Genomic DNA, 14,063 nt, shown 5'->3' on the forward strand with positions numbered 1-14,063 from the left:
CTCAATCTCCATCGTGCCAGGTGCGACCGTCACGCTCGATAAGCGCAATCGAACCGCTCGGACCCCAGGTGCCGGCCGTATAACCCTGCACGCCCTGCGCCAGTTCTTCCCAGCTCTTGAGAATGGGGTCGATCCAGTCCCACGCGGCCTCGACTTCGTCGCGGCGCATGAACAGCGTCTGGTTGGAGCGGATGGTGTCCATCAACAGCCGCTCATAGGCATCGGGGCTGCGCACGTTGAAGGCTTCGGCAAAGCTCATGTCCAGCGACACCTGGCGCAGGCGCATGCCGCCCGGGCCAGGGTCCTTGATCAGGAGCGACTGCTTGACGCCTTCATCCGGCTGCAGGCGGATGACCAGCTTGTTGGCCTCGATCTTGCCGGCCGCATCGTCGAAGATCGAATGCGGGATCTGCTTGAAGGTGACGACGATTTCCGAAACGCGGGTCGCAAGGCGCTTGCCGGTGCGGATGTAGAAAGGAACACCGGCCCAGCGCCAGTTGGCGATTTCGGCCTTGATGGCGACGAAGGTTTCGGTGTTGGAAACGCCGCCTTCCAGCTCTTCCAGATAGCCCTTCACCGGGCCACCGGCGGAAGCACCGGCACGGTACTGGCCGCGAACCGTCTGCTTTTCGACATTGCTGGTGTTGATTGGCTTCAGGGAGCGCAGAACCTTGAGCTTTTCGTCACGCACGGCTTCCGCATTCATGGATGCGGGCGGCTCCATGGCCACGAGGCAAAGCAGCTGGAGGATATGGTTCTGCACCATATCGCGCAGCGCGCCAGCCTTGTCGTAATAACCGGCGCGGCCTTCAAGGCCGACGGCTTCGGCAACGGTGATCTGCACGTGGTCGATATGGGCGGAGTTCCACAGCGGCTCGTAAAGCGCATTGGCGAAACGCAACGCCATCAGGTTCTGCACCGTCTCCTTGCCGAGATAGTGGTCGATGCGGAAGATCTGCTCTTCCTTGAAGACGTGGCCGATGGTGTCGTTCAGTTCCTGCGCGGAAGCGAGATCGCGGCCGATCGGCTTTTCAACGACGATGCGGGTCGAGCGGGTGATCAGCTTGTGCTCGCGGATCTTGTCGGCAATGTCGCCGAAAATACCCGGCGCGACGGCCAGATAAAAGGCGCGTATGCGATCCTTGCCCTCATCGAGCAGCTTCTTCAGCACGTCCCAGCCATTGCTGCCCTTGGCATCAACAGGCACGTAGAAAAGCCGGTTGAGGAACAGCGTGACCTGCGCGTCGTCATATTCGCCGGCCTTCAGGTGCTCCTTCAGCGCGTCCTGCGCGAATTTGCGATATTCCTCATGGCTCATGACCGAACGCGACGCACCGATGATGCGGGTCGGCTCCGTGAACTGGCCTTCGACCTGCCGGTGATAAAGGGCCGGCAGAAGCTTGCGCTCGGCAAGATCGCCCGTGCCGCCGAAAACGACACAATCAAAAGGTTCAACAGGAATGATCTGACTGCTCATATCGATTCTCTCGATCTTCAAGGGTTGGGGCATCAATAATCTAATCGATTTAAAAATGCCAGACTCAGTTATGTGAAATTATGAATTTTGGCTTTTTTCGCCCGTCCTGTTTCGGTAAACGGCTGTAAACATTATCCTAAAACCTGTCTCGCAACGCATACCAGGAAAGCGCCAGGAAAAGCAGCGGCGCGCGCAGTGACGCTCCGCCGGGGAAGGAGGGCACCTTCAGGCGTGCAAAGGGTGCCAGCATGTCCTGTCTGCCGAGTACGAGATCGGCATAGAGTTTGCCGCAATAATTCGACAGCATCACCCCATGGCCGGAATAACCGCCGATGGAGGTGACGCCGGGCATGACTTCGCGCACGAACACCTGTCGCGGCAGGGTGATGCCGACGGAGCCGCCCCAGGAATGGGTGATGTCGATATTCTTCAGCGCGGGATAGATTTCCGCTATTTGCCGGCGAATATGAGTGGAAATGTCGCGCGGCGTATCGGCCGTATAGGCCTCACGTCCGCCGAACAGCAGACGGTTGTCGGCCGTCTTGCGGAAATAGCGCACCACGAAACGCGAATCCGCCACGGCTTCCCGGCCTGGGATGATGTCGGGAAACGCATCGAGCGGTGCCGTCGCGCCAATGAAGGAGCGGATCGGCATGATATGGGCGGCCGTTACCGGCTCCAGATTGCCGATATAGGCATTGGTCGCGATCAGCACCTTTGTCGCCGTCAGATTGCCGAAGGGCGTTTCGATGATCGTCTTGCCGCCGGACTGGCGGATGGATTTCGCCGGCGTCATTTCATGGATGGCGGCACCCGCAGCTTTCGCCGCCCTTGCCAGCCCGACCAGTAGCTTCAACGGATGGATATGGCCGGTGCCGGTATCGCGCGTGCCGCCGAAATAATGGGTGGAGCCGACACGTTTGCGCGCTTCGCCCCGTTCCATGTAGGAAATATGCGGATAGCCGTAGCGATTGTTCATCGCATCGACGCTTTTGCGATAGTCGTCCTCGTAAGCGGCCTTGTGCGCCACATAAAGCTGCCCCGGCAGATATTCCATGTCGATGCCGCGATTGACGGCGAAGCTGCGCACGTAGTTCTTGGCATCCTCGGCAATATCGAACAGCAGCTTGGATTGCTCAAAGCCGATCTCATGTTCCATCTCGTCGGGAAACGAGCGCTGGCCGGTGCCGAACTGGCCGCCATTGCGGCCGGACGCGCCATCGCCGAACCGATGCGCTTCGATGAGGGCGACGGAGACGCCATTTTCGGCGAGGTTACAGGCGGCCTGAAGACCGGTGTAGCCGCCGCCGATAATCGCGACGTCCACTTCTTTCGATCCGTCGAGAGCGGGATAGTCCGGCCGCTCACCGACGGTTGCCTGATACCAGGAAATTCCGGGCGCAATCGGGCTTTGCCATGTCATGCTTTAACAACCCCTCACACGTTGAGAAGCAGGAATTCCCGCTCCCAGGGGCTGATGACCTGCATGAAGGTCTCGAATTCCCCGCGTTTCAGGCCGGCATAGAGGCCGACAAATTCATGGCCGAACACCCGGTCGAACTGCTCTTCGCCTTCCAGCAGCGCCACGGCTTCAAGCAGGCCACGCGGCAGGTCGATGGAGCCTTCATTGGCCGTCTCGGCGGTCGGTTCGGTCGGCTCGATATTGTTGACGATGCCAAGCCAGCCGCAGCCGAGTGACGCGGCAAGCGCGAGATAAGGATTGGCGTCGGAACTCGGCAGTCGGTTTTCGACACGGCGCGCCTGCGGGCTGGAAATCGGCACCCGGAAGGCGGTCGTGCGGTTGTCGTAACCCCAGGCATTGTTGACCGGGCAGGCCATGTCTGGCGTCAGGCGACGATAGGAATTCACGTAGGGCGCGAGCATAACCAGTGCATTCGGCACATAACGCTGCATGCCGCCCACGAAGGAGAAGAACTCCTTGGAGGGGCCGCCATCCTTGTTCGAGAAAATATTGCGGCCGCTGTCGATCTCCACGACCGACTGGTGGATATGCATGGCCGAACCGGGCTGGCCCTGCATCGGCTTGGCCATGAAGGTGGCGTAGATGCCGTGTTTCAGTGCCGCCTCGCGGATGGTGCGCTTGAACAGAAACACCTGGTCGGCGAGCTGGATCGGGTCGCCATGGCGCAGGTTGATTTCCAGCTGCGCCGGGCCTTCCTCATGGATCAGCGTGTCGATCTCGAGACCCTGTTTTTCCGAGAAGTGATAGATGTCGTCGATCAGTTCGTCGAACTCGTTGATGCCGGCAATCGAATAGCTCTGCCCGCCGACAATCGACCGGCCGGAGCGCCCCTTCGGCGGATGCAGCGGATAGTCCGGGTCGTCGTTCATGGCGACGAGATAAAATTCGATTTCCGGCGCAACGACCGGCTTCCAGCCTTTTTCGGTATAGAGCGAAAGCACGTTCTTCAAAACGTTGCGCGGCGTGTAGGGAACGAAATTGCCCTCGGCATCCACCACATCGCAGATCACCTGCGCGGTCGGGTCGCTTTCCCACGGCACGACGGACAGGGTGGAAAGATCAGGCACCAGCTTCAGGTCGCTGTCGCGCGGCTCGTAACGGAAATTCGCCGTCTCGTCAGGGTATTCGCCTGATATCGTATGGCGATAGAGCGCGGATGGCAGGGCGAGCGATGTGTCACCCGTGAATTTCGCCGTCGGCATCATCTTGCCGCGTGCAACGCCGGCAAGATCGGGCGTGATGCATTCGATATCCTCGATACCGCGCGCCCGCAGCCATTGCGCGGCTTCGCGCCAGGAGGAAACGCCACGGGTTGAGGAAAGGTCGAGGGGAGGTGTCTTTGCCATGGTTGCCTGTTTCTTCGGGCGGAGCATGGTTTTCTTCGGGGGCATGTATCACCGGGTCTGTGTTTCGACTGGCGCCATCATAACCGTAGTTTGGCAATTGGCGAGGGGGAAAGCGCCATTGACAATGGGCGGCACTTCGAAAAGAGGAAAGGAAACGGATCGGATGGAATGATGACAGAGAAATGTGACGTGCTGATTTTGGGGGCGGGCGCCGCTGGCATGATGTGCGCCATCCGCGCCGGCCAGCGCGGCCGTTCCGTCATCATTATTGACCATGCCAGGGCGCCGGGGGAGAAAATCCGCATCTCCGGCGGCGGTCGCTGCAATTTCACCAATATCCATGCCGGGCCGAAGAATTATCTCTCCGCCAACCCGCATTTCGCCAAATCCGCGCTCGCCCGTTATACGCCGCGCGATTTCATTGCGCTGGTGGAAAAACACCGCATCGCCTGGCATGAAAAGACGCTCGGCCAGCTGTTTTGCGACGATAGCGCCAAGGACATCATCCGCATGCTGCTTGGCGAAATGCAGGCGGTGAATGCGAAGCTGCGGCTCGAAACTGCCGTCTCGACCGTCGCCCATGATGGCGGGCGTTTCCGTGTGACCACGTCTGGCGGCGTCATTGAGGCCGAAAGCCTTGTCGTGGCGACAGGCGGCAAGTCTATCCCGAAAATGGGCGCGACGGGTTTTGCCTATCAGATCGCCGAACAATTCGGCCTCAAACTCATCGAAACGCGTCCCGGCCTGGTGCCGCTGACGCTCGATCCCGCAGCGCTTGAAAGGCTGAGCCCGCTTGCCGGTGTCGCCGTTCCAGCTGAAATTTCGCACGGCAAGACGGTTTTCAACGAAGCACTGCTGTTCACCCATCGCGGTTTGAGTGGTCCCTCGATCCTGCAGATTTCCTCCTATTGGCGGGAGGGTGATGTCATCCGTCTGAAACTGGAGCCGGGGCGCGATATTGTTGCGTTGCTGAAAGAGGCTAAACAGAAGAACGGCCGTCAGTCCGCGCAAACTGCTCTTGCAGAAATCCTGCCGAAGCGGCTCGCCCAGCACGTGGTCGAACAATCCGGCCTGACCGGCAATCTCGCCGATATGTCCGAAAAGGCTCTTACAAAGCTGGCCGCACAGGTGCAGGACTGGCAGATCAAGCCTGCCGGTTCGGAAGGTTATCGCACGGCGGAAGTCACGCTCGGCGGTGTGGACACGACCGGCCTCGATTCCCGCAGCATGGCAGCGAAATCGGTCGCCGGCCTCTATTTCATCGGCGAATGTGTTGATGTGACCGGCTGGCTCGGCGGTTATAATTTCCAGTGGGCCTGGGCATCCGGGCAGGCGGCAGGCGAATTCGCGTGATCGTCTCTGGCCGTGGAAAAATTCGGACCTCTCTCCTTCGCCATGCCGGACTTGATCCGGCATCCAGCCACGGCGCGTCTGCGACGTGAAGAGTCTTTCGCGATCAAGGACTTGATCGCGCTGGACCCCGGAACTCGTCCGGGGTGACGGAGTGCGGATGTGACCTGTTCGCCAACTCAATTTCAGTTCGTAAAGTTGTGGCCCTTCCTCGCTCTTTTAATAATCTGTTAACGGGCGCGGAGTCATCCTGACCAAATGCCAGCAAAGCGGATCGCTCGATGATCCCGCTGCACATGAAGTCATGCTGGAGGCTCTTAACAGGGCATGGGTCGGTTGAGTTTTTCGTCAGGAGCCCGCGCATGAACAGATCCGCACATCGCCGCCCTCGCGCAATTGCCATCGCCCGCGCCGAAAGCGAGAGCCGGCAGCTGGCTCTTCGACTGACCGTCATCGCCGCCGGCGCTATCGCGACCCTGATTGCCCTCTTTTACTGATCTGCGGCCCTTCGCCTTCATCAAGCCGATAAGCGCGCTGACAAGCCGCGATGGGCGCGATGCGTGCGCCATATCGACATAAAATTTCTCTTCCTGCTGAATGGCCTCGCGCCGCGTGCGCGGCTGCTGGTTTTCGATGATGGCCCGGGCTGCAAAAATCGCGTGCATGTCACTCTCCTCGTAATGCGGAGGGCCATGATGCGCGCCGTTTTTTGATTTATCTGCGCAAGAAAATGCGCTACGTTTTTCACCAATGAAAAACGTCACCTGGGATTCCTATCAGCTTTTCCTTGATGTGTCACGCAGCGGCGGTCTGACGGGCGCCGCTGCGCTGACGGGTTTGAGCCCGGCAACCGTCGGGCGGCGCATGGTCGAGCTGGAGGAGCGCATTGGCAAGGCCCTGTTCCAGCGCAGCCAGACGGGATATGCCCTGACGGCGGATGGTCGCGCATTGTTCGACCGGCTTCAGGCGATGGAGCATGCAGCGAAGGATATTGAGGGATGGCAGAAGGCGTCATCGGCCTCTTCCGTCGTGCGTATTGCCGTCGGCACCTGGAACGCCTGGCTGCTGACCGGGAACTTCTCCGCCATCTGTACAGATCGCGATGATTTTCGCATCGATCTCTTCATTGCGGAACAGAGGGCGTCCCTAGCCCATCGCGAAAACGACATCGGTATCCGCGCTTTCGAGCCGCAGGAAAAGAACCTTGCCGCCATCAAGACGGGGGAGGTGGCCTATGCGCCCTACAGATTGCGCAACGCAACTGCATCGGTTGCCGACCGCTTATTGGCAGTGACGGACGAAAATGCCATTTCCGCCTATCTGCGCTGGCCGCACGAAAACCGTAGTGGTGATATCGTGGTAACGGTGAACCGGCCAACCGCGCTTCTTGATCTGGTGCTATCAGGGGCAGGCGTCGCCGTTCTCCCCTGTTTCGTGGGCGATGCGGATGCACGGCTCACACGCGAGGGCGGCGAGATCGAACCTCTCCGCCATAATCAGTGGATCGTCATGAACAATGACGATCGCCACCGCCGCGATATACGGACGGTGGCGGACCGGATGACCCGTCTGATCAAGGGGCATTCCGATTTATATGCCGGGCGCAAGAGCCGTCCGGCGTAAAGGGTTGGGGCCGTTTCAGGCCGCAGCGCCCTGCGCGACGATGACCGGGATCAGCAGATCGCCCCAGTTGCCGCCGCCGCCATGGTGGCGGGCCGAGCGGACCAGCTCGACGGAAACACCGGCCTCAACGGCTTTCATGACAGCCTGGTTAAGGCGGTGCAGATCATTGGCCAGCATGCGGATGGCGGCCTGCTGATCCTGCGTCATGGCGGAGGACTGCTCCTCGGCGCGTTCCTTGACGTGGGTCTTGATGGGGTTGTGGGCATTCATGGCATTTCTCCTCTCTTTATTGGTCGGGGTTCTTGATCCGGTTTGCAAGCCCTTCCCGAAATCGGAAAGGGCCGTTTTGCCTGTTTATTCGGCCGCCGGGCGGAACTGGTCGTGCTCGGTGGATTCCTTCATGGCGGTGGTCGAAGACGTGCCGCCGGAAATGGCCAGCGACACGGCGTCGAAATAGCCGGTGCCGACTTCACGCTGATGTTTGGTGGCGGTGTAACCATTGGCCTCGGCTGCGAATTCCGCTTCCTGAAGCTCGGAATAGGCCGCCATCTGCCGGTCCTTGTAACCGCGCGCCAGTTCGAACATGCCGAAATTCAGCTGGTGGAAACCGGCAAGGGTGATGAACTGGAACTTGTAGCCCATCGCTCCCAGTTCCCGCTGGAACTTGGCAATCGTCGCGTCGTCGAGGTTCTTTTTCCAGTTGAACGACGGCGAGCAATTGTAAGCGAGCTTCTTGCCGGGATGCACCTTGTGCACGCCTTCCGCAAACCTGCGCGCCTGCTCGAGATCCGGCTTGGATGTCTCGCACCAGATCAGGTCGCAATAGGGCGCATAGGCCACCGCACGGGCGATGCAGGGTTCAAGACCGTTCTTGACCTGATAGAAGCCCTCAACAGTGCGGCCGGCATCGTAATCCACGAAGGGCTGATCGCGCTCGTCGATATCGGAGGTCAGAAGTTTGGCGGCTTCCGCATCCGTGCGGGCGATGACCAGCGTCGGTACGCCCATGACGTCAGCCGCAAGCCGCGCCGCCGTCAGGTTGCGAATATGCGCCGCCGTCGGGATCAGAACCTTGCCACCGAGATGGCCGCATTTCTTTTCCGATGCCAGCTGGTCTTCATAATGAACACCCGCCGCACCCGCTTCAATAAAGGCCTTCATGATCTCGAAGGCGTTGAGCGGGCCACCGAAACCGGCCTCCGCATCGGCAACGATCGGCGCAAACCAGGTATCGACCGAAAGGCCCTTGCCTTCCGCCGTCTCGATCTGGTCGGCGCGCTGCAAAGTGCGGTTGATGCGCTTTGCAAGCTCCGGTGCGGCATTGGCGGGATAAAGCGACTGGTCCGGATACATGGCCGACGCCGTGTTGGCATCCGCCGCAACCTGCCAGCCGGAGAGGTAGATCGCCTTCAGCCCGGCACGAACCATCTGCATGGCCTGGTTGCCGGAGAGCGCGCCGAGCGCGTTGACGAAATTCTCCTCGTTGATCAGCTTCCACAGCCGGTTCGCGCCCATTTCGGCCAGCGAATGGCGGATTTCGACGGAGCCGCGCAGCCGCTCCACGTCGGCGGCGGTGTAGGTGCGCTCAATGCCGTCAAAACGCCCCTGCGGTGCACCCGGAACAAGCTTGTAAAAATCCGTCATACTTCTCTCTCCCATGACAAATGCAGTTTCGGAAACGGCTCTCTTTCGATTTCATGAAGCGCCGTTCGATGTGACTACATTTACATTTTTCGAGATTTGAGCGCCAGAACAAACATAAAAACAGTGACTTGAAAGAGGTTATCCTGTAGGATGCATGACAGGGAAGAGCTGTAAAATTGTAAATTTTGTAAAAGACCTTAAGTCGACGATTTTGTAACAGGCTTGTATGAGTTGACGTGGATGGAGGGGCGACGCTGTGTCGGAAAACAAGATTTTTGCGGGCCCGCGCGTGCGCCGCATTCGCAACGGTCTCGCGCTGACGCAGACGGCCATGGCCGAGGCGCTGGCGATCTCGCCCTCCTATCTCAATCTCATCGAGCGCAACCAGCGGCCGCTAACGGTGCAACTGCTGCTGAAGCTCGCCTCGGTCTACAAGGTCGATCTGGATGACCTGCAAGGCGAAAGCGCCGGTTCCGCTGGACAGCTGCGCGAGGTCTTTGCCGATCCGCTGCTTGCGGGCGAGGTGCCGTCGCCGCAGGAACTGATCGAAGTCGCCGATGCCGCGCCCAATGCGGCAAGCGGTGTCCTCAAGCTCTACCGGGCCTATCGGGAGCAGGCGCAACGCCTTTCCGACCTCTCCGATCTCCTAGCGCGCGAGGGGCATGAGACGGCGCTTTCCTCCACCCGCCTGCCGATCGATGAAGTACGGCACGTCTTTGAAAACCGGCCGGCCTATTTCCACACCATCGATGCGTCGGCGGAAGAACTCCATAAACAATTGTCATCAGGCGATGATCTCGCCTCCGGTCTGCGCGCGTGGCTCCAGAAAAACCACGGCATCGTCGTCAGAACCCTGCCGGTCCATGCCATGCCCAATCTGCGGCGGCGTTATGATCGCCATTCCATGCGGCTGTTTTTATCCGAGCGCCTGTCGCAGCCGGATCAGCTGAGGGAAATGGCTATGGAGACCTGTCTTCTGGCGCTTCGCGAAGAGATCGGTGCGGAATTGGAGGCGCTTGGCCTGAAGGGCGAGGAAGCGCGGCGCATCGCCCGTTTTGAACTGGCGCGTTATGCCGCCCATGCGCTGATGATGCCCTATGGTGCATTCCTTGCCGCCGCCCAGCGCGCAAAATATGACCTTGAGGTTTTGCGATCGCGCTTCAATGTGTCGTTTGAACAGGCTGCCAACCGCCTCGTCAGCCTGCAACGACCGACGGCTGCGGCAATTCCGTTTTTCCTGATGGAGATAGACAATGCCGGCAACAGGTTCCGCCTCGCAGGCGCCGGCGGTTTTCCAAGGGCGCGTTTCGGTGGGCTCTGTCCACGGCTCAATATCCATGCAGCCTTCGCCCAGCCGGGGCAGGTGCTGGTGGAAGCGGTGGAAATGCCTGATGGTGACGCCTTTCTCACTGTTTCGCGCACACTCGAAGGCCCGCAGGCGGGTTTTGGCGAAAGGGTAAGGCGCACGGCCGTGCTGGTCGGCTGCGATCTCGCTCAGGCGGGAGAGACGGTCTATGGTCCCGCCGCCTCGGGTGCTGCGCCTGTCGCCGTCGGTCCCTCCTGCCGGCTGTGCGAAAGGCAGGGTTGTCTGTCGCGGGCCGAAGCGCCGCTGACGCGGCCCCTGGGGCTGGATGAAATGGTCACCGGTCTCAGTGTTTTCGACTTCCAGTAGGTGTTTCCATTCGCTTTTTTGTGACTGGAAAACATTCGGTTGAAAATGCTGTGCTGCACATTTCCCGCTTGCTCCCTTTTGTTTTCCTTTCTAGTCTCTCCAAAAAAAGGGGATCACGCTCCCACCGTGAGGATGCGTTAACAGGAGACATCATGAAAAACCGTTCTCTCCGCCTGACCTTGGCTCTCACCACCGCGCTCGTTGCAGCAGGCTCGGCAATGGCCCAGGAGAAGGTCGTCCACGTCTATAACTGGTCGGATTATATCGACGAATCAGTGCTTGCCGATTTCACCAAGGAAACCGGTATCAAGGTTGTCTATGACGTGTTCGACAGCAACGAGCTTGTGGAAACCAAGCTTCTGGCCGGCAGCTCCGGTTATGACGTCGTGGTGCCAACCGGCCCCTTCCTCGCCCGTCAGATCAATGCCGGCGTGTTCCAGAAGCTCGACAAGTCCAAGTTGCCGAATCTGAAGAACATGTGGCCTGAGGTCTCCGAGCGCCTGGCGAAATACGACCCCGGCAACGAATATGCCGTGAACTACATGTGGGGCACCACCGGCATCGGTTATAACGTCGCCAAGGTGAAGGCTGCTCTCGGCGATGTGCCTGTTGATAGCTGGGATGTTCTCTTCAAGCCGGAAAATGCCGAAAAGCTGAAATCCTGCGGCATCAATATTCTCGATGCGTCGGATGAAACCTTCGCCATTGCCATGAATTATCTCGGCAAGAACCCGGACAGCAAGGAAACGGCCGATCTGGAAGCGGGCGGCGAGGTCTACTCGAAGATCCGCCCCTATGTGAAGACGTTTAATTCCTCCGCCTATATCGATGAACTCGCGAATGGCGACAGCTGCATCACCATCGGCTGGTCGGGCGATATCCTGCAGGCGAAAAGCCGCGCGGAAGAAGCCAAGAACGGCGTTGAGGTGAATTACGTCATCCCGAAGGAAGGCACCTATATGTGGTTCGACAACCTTGCCATCCCGGCGGATGCCAAGAATGTCGAGGAAGCGCATGCCTTCATCAACTATCTGATGCGGCCGGAAGTCATCGCCAAGGCGTCGAACTACGTTCAATACGCCAATGGCAATCTCGCCTCGCAGGCGCTGATGGATGAGTCGGTTTCGAAAAATCCTGCGGTCTATCCCGATGCCGAGACGATGAAGAAGCTCTTCACCATCTCGCCTTACGGACCGAAGGAACAGCGTGTGCTGAACCGCGTCTGGACGCAGATAAAGACCGGCAGCTGACATTTCCGTCCGCTGGTTGAGGAACGGCCGGCGGGCCTGTTTCTCTGATAGCTTTGCCGGCAGGTCACCTTACCTGCCGGCGCTGCCCGCCCCGAAGCATCGATCGAAAGACCAACGGGATTTGAGGGTAGGGTGAATGGCGAAAACTCTGGGGCCGGTCAAACGCAAATTCAGCCCGTGGGACAACCCCGATGCGGTTCCCTTCATCCGTTTTGAAAATGTCACCAAGCGTTTCGGCGATTTTGTCGCCGTCAATAACCTGACGCTCGACATTTACGAGCGCGAGTTCTTCTCACTGCTTGGTCCCTCTGGCTGCGGCAAGACCACACTGATGCGCATGCTGGCCGGTTTCGAAGAGCCGACCGAGGGCCGCATCCTGTTGCAGGGCAAGGATATTTCCGGCGTCCCGCCCTATAAGCGTCCCACCAATATGATGTTCCAGTCCTATGCGCTTTTCCCGCATATGTCGGTGGAAAAGAACATCGCCTTCGGTCTCGAACAGGACGGCTTGCCGAAAGCGGAAATCTCTTCCCGCGTCGAGGAAATGCTGCGGCTCGTCAAACTCACGGAATTCGCCAAACGCAAGCCGAGCCAGCTTTCCGGTGGCCAGCGGCAGCGCGTGGCGCTCGCCCGTTCGCTCGCCAAGCGCCCGAAGGTGCTGTTGCTCGATGAACCGCTCGGCGCGCTCGACAAGAAGCTGCGCGAGGAAACCCAATTCGAGCTGATGGACATCCAGACCAATCTCGGCCTCACCTTCCTGATCGTTACCCACGATCAGGAAGAGGCGATGACGGTGTCGGACCGCATCGCCGTCATGGACAAGGGCATCGTCGTGCAGGTGGCGACGCCTGCCGAGATTTACGAGGCGCCGAACAGCCGTTACGTGGCTGACTTCATCGGCGACATCAATATTTTCGACGCCAATGTCGTTGCCAATGCCTCCGATATCGGCAAACCGGGTCTGGTGACGCTCGATTGCGACGGGCTGAAAGTGGCGGTGGAGCAGGAATGCGCGGCGGCAACCGGCAGTCAGGTGGCTTATGCCATCCGCCCGGAAAAGGTTCGCATCTCGCTGGATGAGCCGGCCGACAGCTCCGTCAATTCCGCCTATGGCGAGGTCTGGGATATTGGTTATCTCGGTGACTTTTCGGTCTTCATCGTCAAGCTCGCCGATGGCCGTGTCCTCCGTGCGGCGCAGGCGAATGTGTCCCGTCTCGTTGATCGCCCGATCACCTTCGGCGACATGGTGTGGTTGAACTGGAAATCGGATTCAGGTCTTGTCCTGACGCGCTGAGGGAGGCTTTCATGGCGATCACCACTCCCGAGAACCGGCAAAGCCCCTGGCGCTGGCTGGTCGTTGCGGTTCCCTATTTCTGGCTGCTGCTGTTCTTCGCAGCGCCGTTTTTCATCATCTTCAAGATTTCGCTGTCGGATACGGCCATATCCATGCCGCCCTACACGCCGGTCTTCGAAGGCTTTTCGAAGCTCGGCGCGTTCTTCTCGCAGCTTGATTTCGAAAATTACCTGTTCCTGACGGAAGACCCGCTCTACATCGACGCCTATCTGTCGTCGCTGCGCATCGCCTTCATCTCCACCTGCCTTCTGCTGTTGATCGGTTATCCCATGGCGCTGGCCATGGCGCGCGCGCCTTCAGCCGTGCGGCCGACACTGGTGATGCTGGTAATCCTGCCGTTCTGGACCTCGTTCCTGATCCGCGTTTACGCCTGGATCGGCATTCTGAAGCCGGAGGGCCTGCTGACGGTACTGTTCCAGTCGATCGGTCTTCTGGGGCCTGACCAGCAGGTCAACATCTTCCGCACCGAGACGGCGATCTTCATCGGCATCGTTTATTCCTATCTGCCCTTCATGGTGCTGCCGCTTTATTCGGCGCTGGAAAAACTGGACAACACGCTTCTTGAAGCGGCGGCCGATCTTGGCTGCCCGCCATGGAAGGCCTTCTGGAAGATCACTTTCCCGCTGTCGCTGCCGGGCGTGGTTGCCGGGTCGATGATCTGCTTCATCCCGATAACAGGCGAATTCGTCATTCCCGATCTGCTCGGCGGCGCGCAGACATTGATGATCGGCAAGACGTTGTGGACGGAATTCTTCGGCAACCGCGACTGGCCCTTGGCATCGGCGGTGGCCGTGTTGCTCCTGCTGTTGCTGGTGGTGCCGATTGCCATCTTCCAGAACCAGCAGAAGAAGGTGGGGTGAGGCC

The 14,063-nt window shown here is 59.4% G+C and carries 12 protein-coding genes; 6 read left to right on the forward strand and 6 right to left on the reverse strand.

Going from position 1 to position 14,063, the window contains the following annotated elements:
* Window position 1: 1 nt before the first annotated feature.
* From zwf to QSV77_RS01180, 3 genes are all read right to left on the reverse strand, one after another.
* Window positions 2-1,477 (reverse strand): glucose-6-phosphate dehydrogenase, encoded by a 1,476-nt coding sequence (zwf, locus tag QSV77_RS01170; RefSeq protein WP_142841179.1) that lies wholly within the window; start codon window positions 1,475-1,477, stop codon window positions 2-4.
* 136 nt (window positions 1,478-1,613) lie between these two features.
* Complete coding sequence (locus QSV77_RS01175; protein ID WP_302732281.1) at window positions 1,614-2,900, reverse strand: FAD-binding oxidoreductase; 1,287 nt, start codon at window positions 2,898-2,900, stop codon at window positions 1,614-1,616.
* A 14-nt stretch (window positions 2,901-2,914) separates the two neighbouring features.
* Entirely contained in the window at window positions 2,915-4,351 is a 1,437-nt protein-coding gene (locus QSV77_RS01180) for a glutamine synthetase family protein (RefSeq protein ID WP_046800620.1), read from the reverse strand.
* 123 nt (window positions 4,352-4,474) lie between these two features.
* Here QSV77_RS01180 and QSV77_RS01185 point away from each other — a divergent pair, with 123 nt between their 5' ends.
* Window positions 4,475-5,659, forward strand: a complete 1,185-nt coding sequence (locus QSV77_RS01185; protein WP_302732282.1) for an NAD(P)/FAD-dependent oxidoreductase — start codon at window positions 4,475-4,477, stop codon at window positions 5,657-5,659.
* Between the two features lie 314 nt (window positions 5,660-5,973).
* Here QSV77_RS01185 and QSV77_RS01190 read toward each other — a convergent pair whose 3' ends face one another.
* On the reverse strand, window positions 5,974-6,321 hold the full coding sequence (locus QSV77_RS01190) for a hypothetical protein (RefSeq protein WP_302732283.1): 348 nt from the start codon (window positions 6,319-6,321) through the stop codon (window positions 5,974-5,976).
* Window positions 6,322-6,406: 85 nt separating this feature from the next.
* On the opposite strand from QSV77_RS01190, the gene QSV77_RS01195 reads away from it, so the two are divergent.
* Entirely contained in the window at window positions 6,407-7,279 is an 873-nt protein-coding gene (locus tag QSV77_RS01195; RefSeq protein ID WP_302732284.1) for a LysR family transcriptional regulator, read from the forward strand.
* Between the two features lie 15 nt (window positions 7,280-7,294).
* On the opposite strand, the gene QSV77_RS01200 is transcribed toward QSV77_RS01195, so the two are convergent.
* On the reverse strand, window positions 7,295-7,549 hold the full coding sequence (locus QSV77_RS01200) for a hypothetical protein (protein WP_046800624.1): 255 nt from the start codon (window positions 7,547-7,549) through the stop codon (window positions 7,295-7,297).
* Between the two features lie 84 nt (window positions 7,550-7,633).
* Window positions 7,634-8,923 carry an isocitrate lyase gene (aceA, locus tag QSV77_RS01205; protein WP_035227648.1) on the reverse strand — a complete coding sequence of 430 codons (1,290 nt, stop codon included), beginning with the start codon at window positions 8,921-8,923 and terminating at the stop codon, window positions 7,634-7,636.
* Window positions 8,924-9,179: 256 nt separating this feature from the next.
* On the opposite strand from aceA, the gene QSV77_RS01210 reads away from it, so the two are divergent.
* The 4 genes from QSV77_RS01210 to QSV77_RS01225 all read left to right on the forward strand — a co-directional run bounded on the left by QSV77_RS01210 (window position 9,180) and on the right by QSV77_RS01225 (window position 14,059).
* Window positions 9,180-10,595 (forward strand): helix-turn-helix domain-containing protein, encoded by a 1,416-nt coding sequence (locus QSV77_RS01210; RefSeq protein WP_302732285.1) that lies wholly within the window; start codon window positions 9,180-9,182, stop codon window positions 10,593-10,595.
* Window positions 10,596-10,747: 152 nt separating this feature from the next.
* A complete protein-coding gene (locus tag QSV77_RS01215; protein WP_142841192.1) occupies window positions 10,748-11,845 on the forward strand; it encodes a polyamine ABC transporter substrate-binding protein in 1,098 nt (365 codons plus the stop codon).
* A gap of 136 nt (window positions 11,846-11,981) precedes the next feature.
* A complete protein-coding gene (locus tag QSV77_RS01220; protein WP_302732286.1) occupies window positions 11,982-13,139 on the forward strand; it encodes an ABC transporter ATP-binding protein in 1,158 nt (385 codons plus the stop codon).
* 11 nt (window positions 13,140-13,150) lie between these two features.
* Window positions 13,151-14,059, forward strand: a complete 909-nt coding sequence (locus QSV77_RS01225) for an ABC transporter permease subunit (protein WP_142841196.1) — start codon at window positions 13,151-13,153, stop codon at window positions 14,057-14,059.
* Window positions 14,060-14,063: the final 4 nt, after the last annotated feature.

The organism is Agrobacterium sp. V1 (genome assembly GCF_030518355.1).
Taxonomy (GTDB): domain Bacteria; phylum Pseudomonadota; class Alphaproteobacteria; order Rhizobiales; family Rhizobiaceae; genus Agrobacterium; species Agrobacterium cucumeris.

Coding starts and splice junctions, on each gene's coding strand:
- QSV77_RS01175 (WP_302732281.1), bottom strand. CDS start 2,900: ATGACATGGCAAAGCCCGATTGCGCCCGGAATTTCCTGGTATCAGGCA.
- QSV77_RS01225 (WP_142841196.1), top strand. CDS start 13,151: ATGGCGATCACCACTCCCGAGAACCGGCAAAGCCCCTGGCGCTGGCTG.
- QSV77_RS01220 (WP_302732286.1), top strand. CDS start 11,982: ATGGCGAAAACTCTGGGGCCGGTCAAACGCAAATTCAGCCCGTGGGAC.
- QSV77_RS01200 (WP_046800624.1), bottom strand. CDS start 7,549: ATGAATGCCCACAACCCCATCAAGACCCACGTCAAGGAACGCGCCGAG.
- QSV77_RS01185 (WP_302732282.1), top strand. CDS start 4,475: ATGATGACAGAGAAATGTGACGTGCTGATTTTGGGGGCGGGCGCCGCT.
- QSV77_RS01215 (WP_142841192.1), top strand. CDS start 10,748: ATGAAAAACCGTTCTCTCCGCCTGACCTTGGCTCTCACCACCGCGCTC.
- QSV77_RS01195 (WP_302732284.1), top strand. CDS start 6,407: ATGAAAAACGTCACCTGGGATTCCTATCAGCTTTTCCTTGATGTGTCA.
- aceA (WP_035227648.1), bottom strand. CDS start 8,923: ATGACGGATTTTTACAAGCTTGTTCCGGGTGCACCGCAGGGGCGTTTT.
- zwf (WP_142841179.1), bottom strand. CDS start 1,477: ATGAGCAGTCAGATCATTCCTGTTGAACCTTTTGATTGTGTCGTTTTC.
- QSV77_RS01180 (WP_046800620.1), bottom strand. CDS start 4,351: ATGCCCCCGAAGAAAACCATGCTCCGCCCGAAGAAACAGGCAACCATG.
- QSV77_RS01190 (WP_302732283.1), bottom strand. CDS start 6,321: ATGCACGCGATTTTTGCAGCCCGGGCCATCATCGAAAACCAGCAGCCG.